The sequence below is a fragment of the Kitasatospora sp. NPDC029312 genome, from assembly GCF_055569215.1.
In genome coordinates, this window is record NZ_JBVHXY010000054.1 from 16,157 (window position 1) to 35,133 (window position 18,977).

Here is an 18,977-nt window from a genome sequence, read left to right on the forward strand (position 1 = left end):
GTCGTCTTCGTCCAACTGCAGCACTGCGGCCGCGCCTCCCACCCGAGCCTGCTCGACGGGCAGGCGCTCGTAGCCCCCTCCGCGTTCGCACCTGCCGGCCAGGCCATCACCCGAAGTAGCGCAGCCAGAGGTAGAGGGCGGAGATGGCGATGGTGACGACGGTCACGGGGATGCCGTAGCGGGTGAACGTCCAGAAGCTGATCGACTGGCGGTTGCGTTCGGCGATGCCGAGGACGACGACGTTGGCGGAGGCGCCGATGGCGGTGGCATTGCCGCCGAGGTCGGCACCGAGGGCGAGGGCCCACCACAGGACGTGGCCGTGGGTGTCGCCGACGGAGTGGACGAGGTCGGCGGTGATGGGCGCCATGGTGGCGACGTAGGGGATGTTGTCGACGATCGCCGACAGCAGGCCGGAAGCCCAGAGCAACAGCATGGACGCGCCGAGCGGCGCGCCGCCGGTGGCGTCGGCCAGGAAGTGGGAGACCTCTCCGATGACGCCGGTCTGGATCAGCGCGCCCACCATGATGAACAGTCCGGCGAAGAACGCGAGCGTCGGCCACTCGACCTCCTCGAGGACGTCCTTGACCTCGACCTTGGATATCGCGACCAGCAGGCCGGCCCCGAGCAGGGCGACCACCGAGGGCGCGTAGTGGACGACGGGGTGCAGGACGAACCCCGCGATCACCAGGGCGAGCACCACGAGCCCCTGCGTGAGTAGGCGCGGCTGTCGGATCGCCTCGCGCTCGTTGAGCGCCATCACCTCGGCGGCGCGGTCCTCGTCGTAGACGAAGAACCGGCGGAACAGGAAGCGGCACATCAGGACCAGCACGCCGGTCAGCACGAGGGCGAGCGGGGCCAGGTGGACCAGGAAGTCGTTGAAGGACAGGCCCGCGCGGCTGGCGACGATGATGTTCGGCGGGTCGCCGACCAGCGTCGCGATGCCGCCGATGTTGGAGGCGAACACCTCGGCGATCAGGAACGGCGCGGCCGGCAGGCGCAGCCGGTCGCACACCAGCAGGGTCACCGGGGCGACCAGGAGGACCGTGGTGACGTTGTCCAGGAGGGCGGATGCCACGGCGGTGATCACGACGAGCATGGCCATGACGCGAAACGGCTTGGCGCGGGCGCGTTTGACCGACCAGATCGCCAGGTACTCGAACACGCCGGTGCGCCGCAGCACGCCGACGATCATCATCATGCCCGCGAGCAGGAAGATGACGTTCCAGTCGATCCCGGAGTCGGTGGAGAAGAACGCGGATTCGTCGTTGGTCGCCCTGATCGCGAGCATCGCGCCGGCGCCGCCGAGGGCGGCGGCGACCCGGTGGACCCACTCGGTGATGATCAGGACGTAGGCGGCGGCGAAGACCGCCAGCGACGCCCAGGCTTGCCAGTTGTTCACGTGTTTCCCAGGAGTCGGTGGAGCAGGTGCGAGGCGGTGATCACACCGAGCAGCCGCCCGCCGTCGCCGCCCCGCTGTCCGGCGGGTCGGTGTCCGGCGGGTCGGTGTCCGGCGGGTCGGTGTCCGGCGGGTCGGTGTCCGGCGGGTCGTTCGACCACCGCGACGAGCGGGCTGCGGGTGCCCGCCATGAGGGCGGCGATCTCGACGGCCGTGTCGTCCGCGTCCGCCACCGCCGGCGCGGGGGCGTCCTTGGGCAGGCAGGCGCGCACCTTGACGCCGACCAGTGCCTCGCAGAGCCGGTCCGCGTGTGCCTCGTCGATGACCGCCGCCAGTGCCGGGTCCTCCACCACATAGCCGGGCACGATCAGCCGTACCAGCTGGGAGGCCGGCAGCAGGGCGCGCGGCGCTCCCGCCCCGTCGACGACCAGGACTCCGGGCAGGCGGTGCTCGGCCAGCAGCCGCGCCGCGTCCAGCGCCTGGTCGTCCAGGGAGACGGTCGGGAAGGGCTCGGCGAGGTCACGTGCGCGCATCGGGGTGCTCCTTGGCCGGGGTGTCGGCGCTCGCCTGCGCCGGTATGGCGCCGAGGAATGCGGCGCCGGTGCTGGCGCTGTCGTCCCCATCCTGGGGGCTCTGCGGCCCGGCTGGTTCCTCGACGTCGAACAGCCGGGCCACCGGCACGTCCGAGCTGGAGTGCACGGCGATGGAGACCGCGATGCACACCGCGATCAGCGTGTAGGCCTGCCCGCCCTCGGGGATGCCGGCCTGCAGGACGAGCAGCCCGTAGACGACGGAGGCGAAGCCCTTGGGGCCGAACCAGGCCGCGACCAGTTGTTCGCGCCGGTCGATGCGGGAGCGGATCAGCGAGATCAGCAGCGAGGCCGGGCGGATCAGCAGGATGGCCAGTGCCACCCCGACGTAGCCGCCGATCGAGAGGCCGCCGAACAGTTTCGGGGTGAGCAGGGCGCCGAAGACCAGGAGCGCGGCGAACTTGCTCAGCTCTGACAGTGCCTCGCCCAGCGGCTCGAAGGCCCGCTGCGACTGCGGGGAGACCGAGGCCAGCACCGCACCTGCGGAGAACGCCGCGAGGTAGGGGTTGGCGTGAGTCAGGTGACAGGCGGCGTAGAGGATCACTCCGGTCGCCAGTGGCAGCAGCGGCTGCAGCTTCCCCTCCGCGCCCAGGATGGGAACCCGCACCAGGGCGTGGACCAGGAGCGGCAGCGAGACACCGAGGGCCAGGCCCGCGACCAGTTCGAGGCCGATCGTGGGAAGCGACGCCTCGAAGTTCGGGGAGGTCGGCCCGGCAGCGGCGATCAGCACCAGCACCACCGGCAGGGCCAGGCCGTCGTTGAGACCGGACTCGACGTTCAGCAGCTGGCGCAGCCTCGCGGGGACTTCATTGCGACCGACGATCGCGGAAGCGAACACGGCGTCGGTCGGTGCCAGTACCGCGCCGACCAGGAACGACGTCGTCCAGTCCAGCCCCACGAGGAAGTGGGTGACCAGCGCCATGCCGACGAACGCTAGCGGCATGCCCAGCCCGAGGGCCCGCGCCGGGTTGCGCCAGGCCGCTCGCAGCGAGGGGAAGGCCAGGTGCATGCCATCGCTGAACAGGACCGTGAACAACGCCAGGTCCGCTGTCGCCTCGACGATCGGGCTGTCCGGCGTGACGTGGATCAGACCGAGAAACCCGTCGCTGACCAGCGCACCCGCCGCCAGGAACAGCAACGACGTGGAGAGAACGGAACGGGCCGCCAGGCCCGACAGAAGGACCGCGACAAGCAACGCGGCACCGAAAACGGCAACGAGCACCACAGGAGTCACCCCCGGATCGACGAAGAGAACTGTCCCCTTGTTCGCCGACCAGGCTTCCCGGCACACCGCCCATGACTTTATCTGACTTTTACGCTTCTCTGATAGCGCTTTAACGGCCAGCCGACGGAAGTCATCCGTCGCATTCCCGTCTCGACGGCCCGGAACGGCCGGCGTCCCTTCGCGATCGACCGGGGCATTGCACCAGGGCGCTCAACCGTCCCCGGGCTCTCCGTCGTCCCGGTGCCGCAAGAGGAGCATGGCTGCGTCGTCGCACTGGGGATCAGGAACCCCGGCTGCCGTGCTGGAGGGCCGTGAGGACGGCCCGGCCGATCCGCAACAGGAGAGCTCGCAGGGCGCCCGCCACCACCGCGACCGCTCCGCCGGCAAGGAGAAGCATGGCCACGAACAGGCTGGTGCGTGCCACCATCCAGGCCCCGATGGCAACGCCCCGTAGGTAGGATCCGGTCAACGTTCCCCCACATCCGGAGCCCGGTGAGGCCGGGTCGACCACTCCGCTCGCGAACCTGGCTACCACGGCGAGCACCGTGAGGCCCGACGCGGCCAGAACCAGCTTCCGCAGTGCGGGATTGCGCTTCAGCAATTCGGCCATACCGCTCGGTTCCCTCGGGCGACACAGCGGACCGTTCCGATCCGCGCTCCACACAACCGCGGACCTTCCCGCACCGGTCTTCGCGCATCGCCGGCGGTGTGATCCATTCCCAGCCCGGCCACGCGCCCCGAGGGGCCGGCTCACGCCTGTTCCTCTTCCGCTTCGGCGGCGAGCCGTTCCGCGAGAGCCGCCGTTCGGGCTCCGAGGTCCCGCAGGGCGTCGAGAACGCCGAGCATGGCCTGGGCGTCGCCGTCGGTCACGCGCGCCCGCTGCATGCTGCGGATGAATTCCAACCGGTCGCAGTCGATCGCGCCGCCGGGCCCATCGCCGCCGGACTGTTCCTGCCCTGCAGGATCCGGACGCCGGGAAGGGTCCCCTGACACCTGGACATCCACCTCCGCTCGCCCCACCGGCCGCCGTGGGCGCCGATCCCGCTGTGCGCCGTCGGTCGGCGAGCGGACGTCGGCTTCACGGGCGGCCGGGGAAGGGGACTACGGACCCTCCCCGGCCGCCCGTCCGGACCTGCCCGGCATGGCGCGACCACCACGCCGCTCCTCCGGCGCGCGCAGGCTCCGGTCGCCGAGGAGCCGGCCGCCACGCGAACGCGAGGAGGCTTCGGCAACCGGTCGGAGTACCGGCACACCCTTTGCATTCTGCAAAGAAAACTTGTGGGGCGCCAGCCCCGTGAGGGTGACGTCGGGACAGCGGCGAGGCGGCCGGGCGGAGACGGGAAGATCGATTGAACGTGTGCGCGGGCGCGCCTTGGAGGTAAAAAGGACACATGTCCGACGACCTCACCGTTCCTGCCTCCCGCGACCGGCCCTCCAGCCCGGCCGAGGAGGACCTGGTCACCGCCGTGCTCACCGCCTCCCGGGTCCTGGTGGCCATCTCCGCGCGCTCCCTGGGCGAGGTCGCCGAGGCGCTCACGCTGCCCCAGTTCAGGATGCTCGTCGCACTGCACTCGCGGGGGCCGATGAGCATGTCGCGCCTGGCCGAACTTCTGGCTGTCAACCCGTCGACGGCGATGCGGATGATCGAGCGGCTCGTCGCCTCCGGAGTCGTCGCCCGGGAGGTCAGCCCCGAGGACCGGCGCGAGGTGCGCATCGCCCTGACCGACGCGGGGGCACGGACCGTCGTCGACGCCACCGACCGACGGCGCGAGGAGATCTCCCGGATCGTCGCCGCCATGCCCGCGAAGCAGCGCACCGGACTCGTCCAGGCGCTGCGCGCCTTCGCCGAGGCGGGCGGTGAGCCGTCGGCGCCCGACCGGAACCCGGCGGATCTGCTCGGCTGGTAACGGCTCACCGCGCGCCGCCGTCGCGTCCCAGCAGCAGCCCCAGGCCTTCCCTCGTGGCGGCGACCACGACGAGATCGCCGTCTCCGAGGATTCTCGTGCCCGGCGGGGACCAGAGCAGCTCCGAACCGCTGTGGTAGGGATCGGCCAGGTCCGGGGCCCGCTCGGGCGGGGGCGCCACGTCCACCGCCAGAACCTGCCACCCGCCGGGGCGGCAGGCGTCGCGGACCGTCCGGTCGGCCAGCTGGGGATTTCCGGCGACCTCGACCGCGGCGATCAGCACCACCTCGCGGCCGACGCCGAGTGCGCCGATCACCTGACGGCCCATCATGGCCGACGCGAAGGACGGGGCGGCGAGGAAGGAGACGCTGCGGCTGCGGGTCTCGGCCCCGGGGTAGGAGTCCCGCAGGGCCCGGTAGATGTCGCCGGCGAAATCCTCGTCGAAAAGCCGCAGCACCACCCGGAGGCCCGGATGGCACTCCCGGCCGCAGAGCGCCGCCTCCAGGTTCGTGCTGTCATCGCTCGTCAACGCCATCAGGGCCGACGCCCGGTCGACCTTCGCCGCCTCCAGGACGTCGTCCTGGGTGACATCACCCAGGACGACGGGCACGCCGTAGGAGCGGGCCCGGGCGATGCCGAGGGCGCCCGGATCGCTCTCCACGCACACCACCGATACATCCATCTCCCACAGCCGCTCCAGCACGCGGCTGCCGACCCTGCCCAGGCCCACCAGCACGATGTGACCCGACAGGCCGCGCGGTGGCCGGCGCAACGCGGTGGCCGCCCGGAACGTTCCCAGGGCTTCCAGCACCATGGCGATCAGCAGCGGCATCAGCAGCATGCCGGCCACCGAAGCCAGGATCTGCAGGACCTTGCGCCCCGGCCCCCCGCTGTCAGCGGGATCCGCGATGCCCAGCACGTCGAGCGTGGTCAGCCACGCGGCCGAGAGCGGAGGCTGGCTGGCCACCGCCCAGGTCAGGCCCGCGAACACACCGGTCAGCGCGGCGAGTCCGGCCAGAGCCAAGCGCAACCGCGCCGAGAACAGACTCGGCCACGCCACGGCGAACAGCCCCGGCAGCCCGCGTCGGCGCACCGGACCCGGCACCCGGCCGAGCAGCTCCAGGACGACGCGCCCCTCCCCCTCTCCTAGCGTGGCGGGATCCGGCAGCAGCCCACCCTCCGGTTCCCCCGACGCCGCCCCTCTGGCCATCGCCACCGTCGCCACCTCCCGCCCCTGGGCGCTCTCGCCCGAGGCGAGCACCGACAGGCGCAGCAGACCGCCGTCGACGGGCACGACATGGCTGCGCCCGGCCACGGCCGCCGCTACCAGCGCCGGCGTCGCCGTGCCCGACGCCGACAGGACGGTCGTGGACGCCTCCAACGCCGCGGGCGACAGCTCCGGGTGCCGGGCGGCGACCGCCCGGTCCAGCAGTTGCTCGACCCGTAGCCCGAGCCGACGGTTGTAGATCCGCAGCACCAGCCGCAGCCGGGGGTTGACCCGCCTCGCCCGGAGCCCGGCGGCGTGGATGTTGGCCTGGTCGTCCCCGGAGGTGAGCGCCAGGGCCGCGGCCGACGCCACACCGACGGCACGCAGGGTCCCCTCGTCCAACTGCGTCGCCTCGACCGCCTCTACGGCGACCCGCTCGTCGGCCGCCAGAGCGGCGATCCGCGGACCGTGGTCGTCCTGGAAGGACGGCACCACGACCGTGACGCGCTGCCCGTACAGCGTGGCCAACTCGACGGCCAGCCGGTGAGCCAAGGCGTCACCACTGCACACGACCATGTGACCGGCCCGCGGGTCGGCGCTGCCGGTACGGCCACCAGCGGTCTGCTGCCGGTTACGGGGCAACGGCACGCCGCCGTCCGGCCTGTCAGTGAGAGGTAACGACATCATGCCAGTCTTCCTCGCCGAGCAGTTGCCCCTTCCCCCGCGAAGGTCATCGTTGACGAATCGTCACCGCGCCCCGTAAGCGCGCCGCGTCGGGCGGATCCGCCGGACGAGGACCCGTCCGGTCCCGCGTCTCGACGGTATCCGGGCACCCTTCAGCCGCGCTGCGGTGGTATCGACACGGCATGGTTCGGCTCCGCCTCGCCGGGCCGGCGCGAGGGAGCGGAACCCGTGGGTACCAGCGGACGGGCGTCGGACACCGCTTCCGAGGTCGTGGAAAAGATGTCGAAGGCCCGGCCGATCCCGCACCCGGCGAGCAGGCGGCCCGCGGGAACGGTTCGCGGCGGCGGCACTACCCTGAGCTCGCCCCCGCGCGAGGACAGGTGCCTGCGGGCGGCGGCCAGGACAGCGAACATGCCCGCTTCGCAGGAGTTCAGCCCGCCGAGGTCCACCACCAGATGGCGTTCCCCCCTGCCAGATGAACCGCAGCAGACGCTCGCGGGCCGCGTTCAGCACCGGCAGGTCGAGATCGCCGGCCACGTGCACGATCGTCCAGCCGTGTCTTTCACCGTATGTGACATTCGCTGCGGTCACGAAGGACCTTTCGTCTCAGCCGCCCCGGCCGGCGCGGCAAGGCGTCCGGCCGGGAGCGCGGTCCCGGCCGACCGTTCCAGGGCGGCACCGAAGATGGGATTGGGGCGGGCACGCTGGGGAGTTGCGAATTCCCGGCCGCACGGCCGCCCTTGAGCGGCCCCGCACCCCGTGGCGGGGATTGCACGGACGGGGCTCGCCCAGTCCCGTCAGCACGGGCCGGGCCGGAGGCGGCCCAGGCCGAACAGCACGACGAGGCCTTTGCATTATGCAAAGCATGCTCGCCCGTGGCCAGGACGAACCTCACTCGAATGCCTTAACCCGCGAAACAGGCACGGGGCCTCCATGTGCGCCGACACTTCGACCACACCTGCTCCACCGAACGCACTCCGAGCTCGCTACAGGCGCCCCGCTCGGCCCCTTCCCAACGGGTGACCGATCGCCCGATCGACGGATTCTCGGCCCGTCGGCGCGGGGAGCGCCAGCCACCGCCCTACTCTCTTGCATAGTGCAAAGAACTGGGAACGGGCGGGAGGCTGCCGCCCATGACGACGGAGTCGCGAGCCGATGAGATCTCTGAAGTACCGCTGTTGGTACCGGCCGGCCCTGATGTGCCTCGTTCTCGCATTGTGCAGGTCGGCGGCGTGTTCGCCGCCCCCGGACGGGGTGACTCCCGGATCGAGTGCCGCACCGGGCCCGACGCGCGCGGCAGCCATGACCGACCGAAGCCCATCGGCGACGCAGCCGATCGGAGCACGTCTGCCCGGAATGCCCGAACCACTGGACCCGAACGACCTCTATGCCGCCGACCGTCCCGGCCGACTCTCCGAGACCGTCAAGGGCTTCCCGTCACGCGTCTACGTTCCGAACACCGAATCCGACACCGTCAGCGTGATCGATCCGGCCACGTACCGGGTCATCGACACCCTGCACGTCGGCCGCCAGCCCCAGCACGTCGTGCCGTCGTGGGATCTGAAGACGCTCTGGGTCAACAACGATCTCGGTAACACCCTCACTCCCATCGACCCCGCCACCGGACAGCCGGGCGAACCGGTCGACGTCCACGACCCCTACAACCTCTACTTCACCCCTGACGGGCAGCACGCCGTGGTCATGGCCTCCGCCGACCGCCAACTCGTCTTCCGGGATCCCCACACCATGGGAGTCGTCAAGTCGGTCCCCGCCGACTGCGCGGGCGTCAACCACGCCGACTTCTCCCCGGACGGCCGCTACTTCATCGTCTCCTGCGAGTTCTCCGGCGAACTCCTCAAGGTCGACACCGCCGCCATGACCGTCCTCGCGAAGCAGAAGCTCCCCCAGAACGGATCCATGCCGCAGGACGTCAAGATCTCCCCCGACGGTCGGAGTTGGTACGTCGCGGACATGGTCGCCGGCGGCGTGTGGGCCCTGGACGGCGACGCCTTCACCACGCCCACCCTGATCGCCACCGGCCGGGGCGCACACGGCCTGTACGTCAGCCGGGACTCCAGGAGCCTCTACGTCTCCAACCGCGAGGAAGGCTCCATCTCGGTCCTGGACTTCGCCACCGGCCAGGTCACCGCCACCTGGCACCTACCCGCCGGCGGAAGCCCCGACATGGGCGGAGTCTCCGCCGACGGCAAGGTCCTGTGGCTCAGCGGCCGCTACGACTCCGCCGTTTACGCCATCTCCACCGACGACGGCCACCTCATCTCCAAGATCACGGTCGGCGCAGGCCCCCACGGCCTGTGCGTCTACCCCCAGCCCGGCCGCTACTCCCTCGGACACACCGGCATCTTCCGCTGAACCAGCCGGCCCCGAGCGGGCCGTGGCCGCAGAGCGCGCCCGCCCGCCGACTGTGGCCTTGTCCTTCCCGTCGACTTCCGGAGAACAACCCGATGACCGTCACCGCCCGCATCACCGTCGAGGGCATGAGCTGCGGCTGCTGCGAGAAAGCCATCAGCACCGGCCTGTTGGCCCTATCCGGTGTCACCCAGGTCACCACCGACGCACGGACGGGCCTCGTCACCGTGACCTCCATGCAGCCGCTCGACGACACCGAACTCCGCAACGCCGTCGAAGGCGCGGGCTTCGCCCTCGTGAACCGTTGCGGGTGACCCACACCGCACCGTGCTCCAGCGAATGGACGGCGTTCTCGTTGTGGAGCGGTGTCCGATCCGGCACACGGCGGCGGCCTTGCCCAGTCACCTGCCGTAGTGTCATGACGGCCAGGCAGCCCCTGACACCACGGCAGCCCGCGAGCCGCTGCCTGTGCGGTCTTCCGGCGGTCGGCACGTCGCGCGACCACGCGGCCTGCGGCACATGCTGGTGACGCCACCGCCCCTCGAAAAAACGCCGTACGCGGCCAGAGGGTCACTCCGGCCGCCGGAACCGGCAACCCTGGCCCGCCCATTGACGCCATGACCTGGGCATATGACCGACGGACCGCTGCGGATGAGTCGCGACTTACCTCTTGAGAATTTCCTTTGCCTTGTGCAAACTTTGCTCAATGCAAAGGGCTCCGAGGTCGGGCCGGGACCGCCGGCCCCGGAAAGGGGGGAGCACGGTGGTCATAGACAGGGGTGTGGACCTCGCCGAGTTCACGTGCACCGGCTGCGGCACGCGGTGGAGCCTGCAGTTCGAACTGCGCAGGTGCCAGTCGCCGAGCGGAGCGGTCCTGGAGTACTACCGTCTCGACCGGGCGTGGGTGATGCCGCCCTACGTGCCGGACGGCGCCCGGCGCTGCCCGGGTTGCGGCCGGCCCGCCGTCGGACACCTGCTGGCACGGTCGTTCACGACGCCCCCTTCGGGAACCGCCGTCACCCTCACCCAACAGAGGGGCCGCCGAAGCGGACGAGAAGTCGTGATGGCACCCGGCCCCAGCGCCAGCCCTCTGCGGTCCCGAACCCGCCGCCCCCTGACCCTCTTCGTCCTCCGCATGGTCGATCGGTACAAGACCCGCCCACGCGAATGGCCCTTCCTCCCGCCGCGCCGTGAAACCGCAGAGCCCCTGGCGGCGCCGGCCGTCGTGGGATGCCCGAGCCGTACGCAGTCTCCCAGGCCCGTCGCCCGCCCCGATTCACGCTTGCATCGCCGTCCCGGCAGCACCCGCCCTGCGAGGCGCCGGTCGGGCGACCCTTGCGACCCCATGAACAGCCGGCCACGGGGCGCTGTCGGACTCGCTCCCGCCGCAGCCGTCCGAGTCGCCCAGCGCGCTCCGAGGACCTCCCGCTGTCCGGGCAGCACGAAGCGAGCGCCGCGGGCTTGCGATCCGGGCCGGCGCCCCCCGCTGCCTTCCGCCCTGGAACTGTCGGGCGCTGGCGCCACAGAGGCGCCTGCACACCGGTTTCCGGTTCACGGGACCTGCGGGACGCTCCTGCTCCTCGGGGCGGGCGTCATGCGTGCCGTTCCTCGCCTCGCAGGTGCGACTCCGGAGGCGATCACGTGGTGTACGGCCATCGCGGCAGGCATCACCTCGGCCGCGCTCGCGGTCTTCCTGGCCAGCTTCGTCCGCTACCACCGGGCACGCGGCCCCCGCTCATCCGGGCTCCGGCCGTGACCGCTTCGATCGCACCGCACCGACGCCATGGAAACCAAGCGGCGTCCGTCAGGAAGACAGCCGGGTTCCGGGCACCGTCAGCGCGACGGGTTCCCTCGGCCGGGGCGGCTGGAGTGGGGCAGGCAGAGGAGGTGGCGCCTGCGCACGGTCGCGCAGTGGCGGGCGTTCCCGCAGCACGGCCGTTCCACCTGCGCTCGCGAGGAGGGTGGATGGCGCCGTGAGGCCGTACCGGACGTCAGACCCGCAAGTGGCATGACGGCCAGGAGCAGCAGCGACACGACCGCGACCGCGGCGACGCCGTCCGGCGCGAAGCTCCGTGGACGGACTTGTGCCGCGCCTGCGGCTTCCCGGTGTTTGTCCGAAACCGGCGAAGGCGGCGCGGTCGGCTCCTTGGTCATCGACATGTTCCTGGTTCCAGGGATCGTGGGCGGTCGGTGAGCGGTTGTCCGGCGAGGCCGGGCGGCCTGCTACGTTGCAGCGTGCACCGGCTGCGGCTGGGCCGCGTCCGGCTGAGCGGCGGGCTGGTCGAGGTCGATGCCGCGGCGGCGGAGCTTGGCGGTGTAGACGGTGTCGCGGGACAGCCTGCGGCTGGCGAGTTCGGCCAGCACGATGGCGGCCATCAGCGGCAGGATGATCGTGTACTCGCTGGTGAGCTCGAAGAGGATCACCACCGCGGTGATCGGTGCCCGGGCCGCGCCGGCGAACACCGCGCCCATCCCGACCAGCCCGTACGCGCCGACGGGGCCCGCCAGACCCGGGAGCAGGGCGTGCGCGCTCTGGCCGAAGGCGGATCCGAGCATCGCGCCGATGAACAGGCTCGGGGCGAACACCCCGCCCGAGCCGCCGATGCCGATTGTCAACGACGTGGCGAACATCTTGCCGATCAGGAGGAGCAGCAGGAACCCGATCGCGTACCCGCCGCCGACCGCGTGTTCCAGGACGGGGTAGCCGACGCCGTACATCTGCGGGAGGAGGAGCAGGACCCCGCCGAGCAGCAGTCCGCCGACGGCGGGCCGCAGCCACTCCGGGCCGCGCCACAGCGCGTCGCACGCGTCCTCGATCCGGTAGAGGACCTTGCTGAACACCACGCCGACCGCGCCGCCGAGCAGACCGAGGGCGGCGAACAGGGCGTACTGGGCGAGGTGGTCGACGTGGAAGGCCGGCAGTCGCAGGAAGGGGGTGTCGCCGAGCACCGAGCGGCCGATCACGCTGGCGGTGACGGAGGCGAGCACGAGGGCGCCGAAGCTCTCGGCGGCGAAGTCGAGCAGGATGAGCTCCATCGCGAAGACCACGCCGGCCAGCGGGGCGTTGAACGTCGCCGCGATGCCGCCAGCCGCTCCGCACGCCACCAGCAGGCGCAGCCGCTCGGCCGGGACCCGCAGGGCCGATCCGATCGAGGAGCCGAGCGCGGAGCCGATCTGGACGATCGGCCCTTCCCGGCCCACCGAGCCGCCGCCGCCGATCGTCAGTGCGGAGGCCAGCGCCTTCACCACCGCGACCTGCGGGGCGATCCGCCCCTGCCTGCGGGCGACTGCGTACATCACCTCGGGCACCCCGTGCCCGCGTGCCTCGCGTGCGAAGCGGTACACCAGCGGCCCGTACACCAGCGCGGACAGGACCGGCGCCGCCAGGACGAAGTACCGCCCGAGCCACGGGACGTACGGGTTGGCGGCATGGCTGGCCGCCGCGTAGTCGGCGTGGCCCGACAGCACGCGGGTGAAGGTCATCACCAGCCACCGGAAGACGACCGCTCCGCCGCCCGCGCCCGCGCCCACCACCACCGCCAGCAGCAGCAGACCCCGACGCGAGGACCACATGGCCCGCAGCCGGCCCGACGACGACAATTTTATTGCACTATGCAAAGACCTCATGAGGGCGATTGTAGGGTCATCACCCCAGACCGCACAGAAGCGCCCAGTCGGCGGACAACCACCGTCGGAGCGGGCACGTCAGCGCCCGGAGCGGGAGGCGCACGAGCACCGAACGCAGCACACACACCGGCGCACCGGGGCGCATGCCCCATGGCGGTGCGGAACGGCCGTGACGTCGGCCCCGGGTCAGGCCCGCTGATGTCCCGCCGTGTTCGACGCATGCGGTATTCGCCCGGCACAAGACGGTAAGGGCCTTCGCTCGCCGGCGAAGTCGAACGCGGCCAGTTCGGCCGATGTCCGACGCTCATCGAGGCGGACGCCCATCACCGCGTACAGGAAGAGCAACAGCGCCTTGACGGCGGTGTGCCACAGGTCCGTCGGGTGGCCGACCAACCAGGACGTGCCGGTCTCCGATCCCATCAGTCGACGGTCAGCTTCCGATGGTGGCGAGACCGATGATGCCGATCACGTAGATGACCAGGACAGCGATGCTGTCGACGCCCATACGCAAGTACTGCCGTTTGGGGCGGAAGATCAGCCCGGCGACGTAGACGGCGGTCAGCACGGTGCCCAGCGCGGTGAGGTAGATGTCCGTGTGATGGGCGGCTGGCAGCACCGGGGTGCCGGACAGGACGGTGGCGAGCAGGAACAGCACCGGCAGGAAGGCGTTTCCGCCGAAGATGTCACTGATTGCCAGCTGGTAGTCGCCCAGGCGGGTCGAGGTCAGGCCGGTGCTGACTTCCGGCAGCGAGGTGGCGGCGGCGAGCACGGTGGCGCCGAACAGGATGCCGCTCAGTCCTTGCCGGGCGAAGAACTCCTCACCGCTGCGCTCGATGACCACGCCGGCGACCAGCGTGGCTGCGGCGGAGGCGGCGAAGACGACAGCCGCGCGCGTGGTGGTGACGCCTTTGTCGCTGGCGGCCTTTTCCTTCTTGCCGCGCGAGTGGCCGCGCGGCTCGGACTGGGCATCGGGAGCGTCTCCGCCCTCGCGCCAGGGCAGCCCCTTGTTGGCGCGGTTCAGCAGCAGCAAGCCGACCACCCACAACACGGCGATGGCGAGCGAGGCCGGGGCCAGCCGGGCAAAGGACAGGTCGGCGGACAGCTGGGTGCCCATCACGACCACCGCCAGCAGGACCACCACCAGCACGCCTTCGAGGACGAGCAGCAGGCTGGCCGCCAGCCGGGTCAGCGGTGCCCGCGGGCGCACCCCGGCGGCGTCCAACACCACCAGCACCACCGTCTGGAGGGCGATGCCGCCCAGGATGTTGCCGACCGCTACGTCCAGCTGGCCGGCCAACGCGGCACTCGCGGTGATGGCCAACTCCGGCAGGTTGGTGGCAATCGCCAGGAGGATCAACCCGCCCAGCGCGCTGCCCAGATGCAGCCGTTCGGCCAGCACATCGGTGGAGTCGGACAGCTTGATCCCCGCTGCCCAGATCACCGCCCCACTCGCGAGGAACAACACCAGCAGCAGCGGCGAGCCCAAAGATCCCATGCGGCTCGCGTACCCCGGTCCCTTGCACGGAAGCACCAGGCGGCCGGGTACCACCCGGTCAGCAGACCGTCCGGACTGAGCCCCGACCGGGCTGGACGGAGTGCGGGCGAGTCGCGGAAGCTCACACCGATCGGGTCTCGCCGGCACGATCCGCGTAGGCCTGGTCCACCTGGCCGCCCAGAGCTGCCAGGACGCGGGCGTACAGGTCGTGGACCGGTTCTGCCTCCGCGTCCGACAGGGCAGGGTCCAGTGCGGCACGCACCAGGTCCGCTGCTCGCAGTACATCGGCGGCGTGCTCGCCGTCCCGCAAGACCGTCGCCAGGTCGCGCAGCATCCGTAGGAGCGAGGCCAGGACGGTGGGTTCGCCGGCGGCGACCCGTCGCAGTTACCCACAGGCGAGGTCGAGGTAGTAGCGCATGTCCCGGTCAGGAACCACCGCCCGCACCACGCCTTGTGCATCGCAGTGCGCCGTCGCCCCCATCCGCACGGCCGACAGCTGCACGAGCAGGTCCGCCATGTGGCCAACCGCCGTGCAGGCGGTCACAGGGTCGTTGATGGCCGGCGACATCGCCTTCACTGCGATGTCCTCCAACTGCCGGAAACCGAACGCCACGTCCTGTTCGAGGGTCCTCTCGTACCCGAGCTCGAGAGTGGCCCAGACCCCGTCCGCGACGGATTCCGCGCGGAGTTCTGGCGCAGCGCCGGGGTCCCGTTCCCAGACGGTCGCGACGGGTGTCCCGTTGATCAGGAGGTCACCGCAGCGCACGCCCAGGCGGATCACCGCATCGTGCCTACGTGCCGCCTCCACCAGCCCCGCAGTGTCGATCAGCCGCACGAACCCGCTGTGGCGCGCACGGACCACGCTGCCCCGCGCCTCGTCGAAGTCGAGTTCGTCGGGCGAGCGTGGGCTCGGGGCCTCGCGGGCGGGGTAGAAGAGACGGATGGCTTGCCGGGTCTCTTTGTGGACGGCGAGCATCATGGAGTCCACCCGGATCTCCCGGACGATGTGGGTGAGGTACCCCAACACGGCGGCCAGCGAGGCGAGGCCCAGCAGGACGGCGAGGCACAGGGCGAGCGCCGGAACGTCCCGGCGCCGGTCGAGGAAAGACAGCATCGTTAGAGTGAAGACGAACGTCACGGTGAGCACCGTCAGCACCGTCTTGGTGGCTCGGTCGCGCCCGTACCGCCGCAGCAGCCTGGGCGAGAACTGCTGCGAGGCCAGCTGCAGCGTCACCACCGTCAGACTGAACGTCAGGGTGGTCACCGTCACCGAAGTCGTCGCGACCGCCTGAAGGGCCGTGGCAGCCGAGTCCGCGTCCCCCGGCCACAGGAAGTGAGCGGCCCCCCGTGGCGCAGGCCGCACCCACGACAACACCAGGGCGGTTCCGAACGCAATCGCTCCACCGATCACCGGCCACAGCCACAACGGCGATCGTGACCGCTCAGCACGGTCCTCCCACAGCAGACGTCGCAGTGCCACCTCTCCGTCATACCGGATCACCCTGGCGATCTGGCTGGTCCAGCGGCGACTCGCTGACACCGTCAGCCTTCGGCGCGGTACCCGTACAACTCCTGGCTCCGGCCCGAAGCCACAGCGCAACCGTGCCAGCAACGACGGCCAGACGCCGGGGAAGCACGACTACAACCGGGAGCAACGCCCGGCTGCCAAGAGCCTCCTGCGCCCACCAGGTCACGGACCAGCCTCGGCACGACGACTGTACGCCTAGCCAGGTAACGGCGCGTCGCGGGTTCTCCTAGGTGACCTTCCGCTCAACGGCGGTTAGCTACGTCGCTCCCACGGGTACGCGTCGGTGCCCGAAGCGGCACGGTGGCACTCCGTGACCATGAAGGAGGAGCCATGCCCCATCGCAAAGTCCTGCAGACCATGAGGCGCTCCGGGTGAGCCATGAGGGGGTCGATTGGCGAGCGAAGACGCCGCTTGTCAGGCGGCCTGATCGTCGTGGGGCTTGCACGCCGAGGGCAGCGAGCCTTGACCTTCGGACTCCACGTGCGCAAGTGCCGGCCGAGCAGCCACGGACCGACGCTTCCCTCCTGCCTCCGCCCGTTCGCGCGGAGCGCTGCCGGCCGAAGGACCGAGCACCGCGTACTACTCCTGCGCCCATTCGCCCCTGGCCCCCGCCGGGTACCAGCAACGCCACACTTACCGCGCCGTGCGGCTCTTCAGTCGCAATCGGGTCTCTTGCGGGCCCCAGCCCTGCTCGCGCAGGAATACGACATGAGACAGCGACAGTACGCGCAACCTGTTCAGGCATTCATCCACGCCCTGCTCCTCTAGGGTGCCGGGCCTTCCCCCGGGAAGCGCCCGGTCCACGACCGGGCGACGCGGACTCCTGATCCGACCGACACGATTGCGACATGATCGGAGTGACATGAGCCAGACCGTGGTGATCACCGGGGCCAGTGCCGGCATCGGCCGGGCCACCGCACAGCTGTACGGGCGACGCGGGGACAACGTGGTCCTTCTCGCTCGTGGCCGCGCCGGCCTGGAGGCGGCGGCCCGTGACGTCGAACGGGCCGGGGGCACGGCGCTGGTCGTGCCCACGGACGTGGCCGACCAGGAGGCTGTCTCCTCAGCCGCCGACCTGGCGGAGGAGCGGTTCGGCGCGATCGACGTGTGGATCAACGTCGCCTTCACCTCCGTGTTCGCGCCCTTCGACGAGATCCGGCCGGAGGAGTTCCGGCGGGTCACCGAGGTGGCGTACCTGGGCTTCGTGTACGGCACGATGGCCGCGCTGGAGCGGATGAAGCCGCGCGACCGGGGCACGATCGTCCAGGTCGGCTCGGCGCTGGGGGCCCGCGCGATTCCCCTGCAGTCCGCGTACTGCGGCGCCAAGCACGCCGTCAACGGGTTCACCGAGTCCCTGCGCTGCGAGCTGCTGCACACGGGCAGCAAGGTGCGCGTCACCGTTGTCCAAATGCCGGCCGCCAACACCCCGCAGTTCTCCTGGGTGCTCTCCCGGCTGCCGCGCCATCCCCAGCCGGTGCCGCCCATCTACCAGCCCGAGGTGTGTGCCCGGGCGGTGGCCTTCGCGGCGGACCACCCGGGGCGCAAGCAGTACTGGGTGGGTGGGAGCACGGCCGCCACCATCCTGGCGCAGAAGGCGGCCGCGCCGCTGCTCGACCGCTACCTCGCCCGGACGGGCTATGACTCCCAGCAGACCGGTGACCGCGTCGGACCGGACCGGCCGAACAACCTGTGGGAGCCGGTCGACGGTGACGGCGGCACCGATCACGGGGCGCACGGCGTCTTCGACGAGCAGGGTCACTCCCGGAGCCTCCAGCTCTGGGCCTCCCAGCACGCCAGGGCCCTGTGTGTCCTGACCGGCGCGACGGTCGGTGCGGGCGCCGCGCTGGCCGTGTCCCGGCGGCTTCGGTGACGTTCACCGCCACCCGGTTGTGGCTCCCGGCCGCCCGGGCTCTCTACGGCACGCTCCTGGTATACCGGCCCAGCACCCTGACGTACCTTGTGACCGGCCATCGACCCGACGCGCGGGCCCGCGCAGTGGCCCGAGTGCTCGGCATGCGCCACCTTGCCCAGGCGGCGGTCACCGTCCGCCTCGGCCCGCGCGCGGCACGGCTGGGCGCCGTCATCGACCTCGCCCACGCCCTGTCGATGATCGCCCTTGCCGCCGCGGACCCGAATCGGCGCCGCATCGGCTTCTCCGATGCCACTGTCGCGACTTTGTTCTGCGTCGCCTCGACGGTGCAGGCTCGAACCGCGTGGCAAAGACTATCGGCATCCACGCGCAGCCCAGCTGCCCCCCGACCGCAATCCAGGGTGACCCGGTGGTGCAGTGACTGGAGAGGCACCAAGCGGTGAAGGCGGCTGGCAGGCTCGGCACCGCCCTGTGGCGAGGGTTGGCCTGCGGCGCTTTGCTGGCCGTGGTCGGACTGACGGGGCACGCGCTGGGCTGGGTGCTGCTCACCACCACGCTGGGTCCGACCGCCTACCTGCTGCTGCGCCCGGGGGCGAAGTCGGACGGCCGGATCCGGGACGCGGCGCTTGGCCATGGCGGGGCGGCCCTGTGCGGTCTGGGCTGCCTGGCGGCGTTCGGTCTATGGCACCATCCGTCGGTCGCGGAGAACGGCATCGACTCCTTCGCGCAGATCGGCGCGCAAGCCCTGGGTGTGGCGCTGACCGTGCTGGCGCTCTCGCTGTTCCGGATCAGCCACCCACCCGCCGCGGCGACCACTCTTCTGATCACCTCCGGCATCTCGCGACCAGGCCCTCCGTTGTACGGCATGCTCACCGGGCTGGGGTTCGTCATCGTGGTCGCCGCGGTGATCGACGCACTGCTGAGCGGCGATGGCAATGACACGGAGAAGAAGTGATTTCGCACATCAATGGCTTCCCGCCCTGGCCACATCGAGTTGACCCGGGGCGAAAACCCGCCGGGCCTCTCGGGCGTCCCCAAGCTCGACGGTCTGCCGCTCCCGCTCACCATAAGGACAGCTGGG

Annotated in this window: 17 protein-coding genes and 1 pseudogene; 5 read left to right on the top strand and 13 right to left on the bottom strand. The window is 71.0% G+C overall.

Features of this window, described 5'->3' with window-relative positions; translation table 11 throughout:
- Positions 1–106 precede the first annotated feature (106 nt).
- The 5 genes from ACZ4WV_RS31335 to ACZ4WV_RS31355 form a co-directional block, all read right to left on the bottom strand.
- Positions 107–1,399, bottom strand: a complete 1,293-nt coding sequence (locus ACZ4WV_RS31335; RefSeq protein ID WP_465752021.1) for an ArsB/NhaD family transporter — start codon at positions 1,397–1,399, stop codon at positions 107–109.
- Positions 1,396–1,929, bottom strand: a complete 534-nt coding sequence (locus ACZ4WV_RS31340; protein ID WP_465752022.1) for a CBS domain-containing protein — start codon at positions 1,927–1,929, stop codon at positions 1,396–1,398. The genes ACZ4WV_RS31335 and ACZ4WV_RS31340 overlap by 4 nt, the downstream gene beginning before the upstream one ends.
- Positions 1,916–3,211, bottom strand: coding sequence for a cation:proton antiporter (locus tag ACZ4WV_RS31345; RefSeq protein ID WP_465752023.1), 1,296 nt, complete (start codon positions 3,209–3,211; stop codon positions 1,916–1,918). Before ACZ4WV_RS31345 ends, ACZ4WV_RS31340 begins: the two co-directional genes overlap by 14 nt.
- Before the next feature lie 280 nt (positions 3,212–3,491).
- Positions 3,492–3,821, bottom strand: a complete 330-nt coding sequence (locus ACZ4WV_RS31350; protein WP_465752024.1) for a hypothetical protein — start codon at positions 3,819–3,821, stop codon at positions 3,492–3,494.
- A 140-nt stretch (positions 3,822–3,961) separates the two neighbouring features.
- The gene (locus ACZ4WV_RS31355) at positions 3,962–4,216 is read right to left on the bottom strand and encodes a hypothetical protein (protein ID WP_465752025.1); all 255 of its coding nucleotides are present in this window, start codon (positions 4,214–4,216) and stop codon (positions 3,962–3,964) included.
- Positions 4,217–4,602: 386 nt separating this feature from the next.
- On the opposite strand from ACZ4WV_RS31355, the gene ACZ4WV_RS31360 reads away from it, so the two are divergent.
- Positions 4,603–5,118, top strand: a complete 516-nt coding sequence (locus ACZ4WV_RS31360) for a MarR family winged helix-turn-helix transcriptional regulator (RefSeq protein WP_465752026.1) — start codon at positions 4,603–4,605, stop codon at positions 5,116–5,118.
- Positions 5,119–5,122: 4 nt separating this feature from the next.
- Here the strand turns inward: ACZ4WV_RS31360 and ACZ4WV_RS31365 are convergent, their stop codons facing one another.
- Positions 5,123–7,009 (bottom strand): potassium channel family protein, encoded by a 1,887-nt coding sequence (locus tag ACZ4WV_RS31365; protein ID WP_465752027.1) that lies wholly within the window; start codon positions 7,007–7,009, stop codon positions 5,123–5,125.
- A gap of 149 nt (positions 7,010–7,158) precedes the next feature.
- Positions 7,159–7,461, bottom strand: a complete 303-nt coding sequence (locus tag ACZ4WV_RS31370; RefSeq protein WP_465752051.1) for an STAS domain-containing protein — start codon at positions 7,459–7,461, stop codon at positions 7,159–7,161.
- Between the two features lie 742 nt (positions 7,462–8,203).
- On the opposite strand from ACZ4WV_RS31370, the gene ACZ4WV_RS31375 reads away from it, so the two are divergent.
- Both ACZ4WV_RS31375 and ACZ4WV_RS31380 read left to right on the top strand, forming a co-directional pair.
- Positions 8,204–9,379, top strand: a complete 1,176-nt coding sequence (locus tag ACZ4WV_RS31375) for a YVTN family beta-propeller repeat protein (RefSeq protein ID WP_465752052.1) — start codon at positions 8,204–8,206, stop codon at positions 9,377–9,379.
- A gap of 92 nt (positions 9,380–9,471) precedes the next feature.
- Positions 9,472–9,690: a heavy-metal-associated domain-containing protein gene (locus ACZ4WV_RS31380; RefSeq protein WP_465752028.1), complete on the top strand. Its 219-nt coding sequence runs from the start codon at positions 9,472–9,474 to the stop codon at positions 9,688–9,690.
- Here the strand turns inward: ACZ4WV_RS31380 and ACZ4WV_RS31385 are convergent.
- From ACZ4WV_RS31385 to ACZ4WV_RS31410, 6 genes and pseudogenes are all read right to left on the bottom strand, one after another.
- The gene (locus ACZ4WV_RS31385; protein ID WP_465752029.1) at positions 9,599–9,796 is read right to left on the bottom strand and encodes a DUF3105 domain-containing protein; all 198 of its coding nucleotides are present in this window, start codon (positions 9,794–9,796) and stop codon (positions 9,599–9,601) included. The genes ACZ4WV_RS31380 and ACZ4WV_RS31385 overlap by 92 nt on opposite strands.
- 1,851 nt (positions 9,797–11,647) lie before the next feature.
- A pseudogene (locus ACZ4WV_RS31390) lies at positions 11,648–12,925 on the bottom strand (chloride channel protein); the annotation flags it as partial.
- Between the two features lie 264 nt (positions 12,926–13,189).
- A complete protein-coding gene (locus tag ACZ4WV_RS31395; RefSeq protein ID WP_465752030.1) occupies positions 13,190–13,423 on the bottom strand; it encodes a hypothetical protein in 234 nt (77 codons plus the stop codon).
- Between the two features lie 10 nt (positions 13,424–13,433).
- A complete protein-coding gene (locus ACZ4WV_RS31400; RefSeq protein WP_465752031.1) occupies positions 13,434–14,498 on the bottom strand; it encodes a sodium:calcium antiporter in 1,065 nt (354 codons plus the stop codon).
- A 121-nt stretch (positions 14,499–14,619) separates the two neighbouring features.
- On the bottom strand, positions 14,620–14,832 hold the full coding sequence (locus tag ACZ4WV_RS31405; RefSeq protein WP_465752032.1) for a hypothetical protein: 213 nt from the start codon (positions 14,830–14,832) through the stop codon (positions 14,620–14,622).
- A gap of 51 nt (positions 14,833–14,883) precedes the next feature.
- Entirely contained in the window at positions 14,884–15,978 is a 1,095-nt protein-coding gene (locus tag ACZ4WV_RS31410) for a DUF2254 domain-containing protein (protein WP_465752033.1), read from the bottom strand.
- 910 nt (positions 15,979–16,888) lie between these two features.
- Between ACZ4WV_RS31410 and ACZ4WV_RS31415 the strand changes: the two genes are divergently transcribed.
- Both ACZ4WV_RS31415 and ACZ4WV_RS31420 read left to right on the top strand, forming a co-directional pair.
- Entirely contained in the window at positions 16,889–17,896 is a 1,008-nt protein-coding gene (locus tag ACZ4WV_RS31415; protein ID WP_465752034.1) for an SDR family oxidoreductase, read from the top strand.
- 439 nt (positions 17,897–18,335) lie between these two features.
- Positions 18,336–18,851 (top strand): HPP family protein, encoded by a 516-nt coding sequence (locus tag ACZ4WV_RS31420; protein WP_465752035.1) that lies wholly within the window; start codon positions 18,336–18,338, stop codon positions 18,849–18,851.
- Positions 18,852–18,977 lie beyond the last annotated feature (126 nt).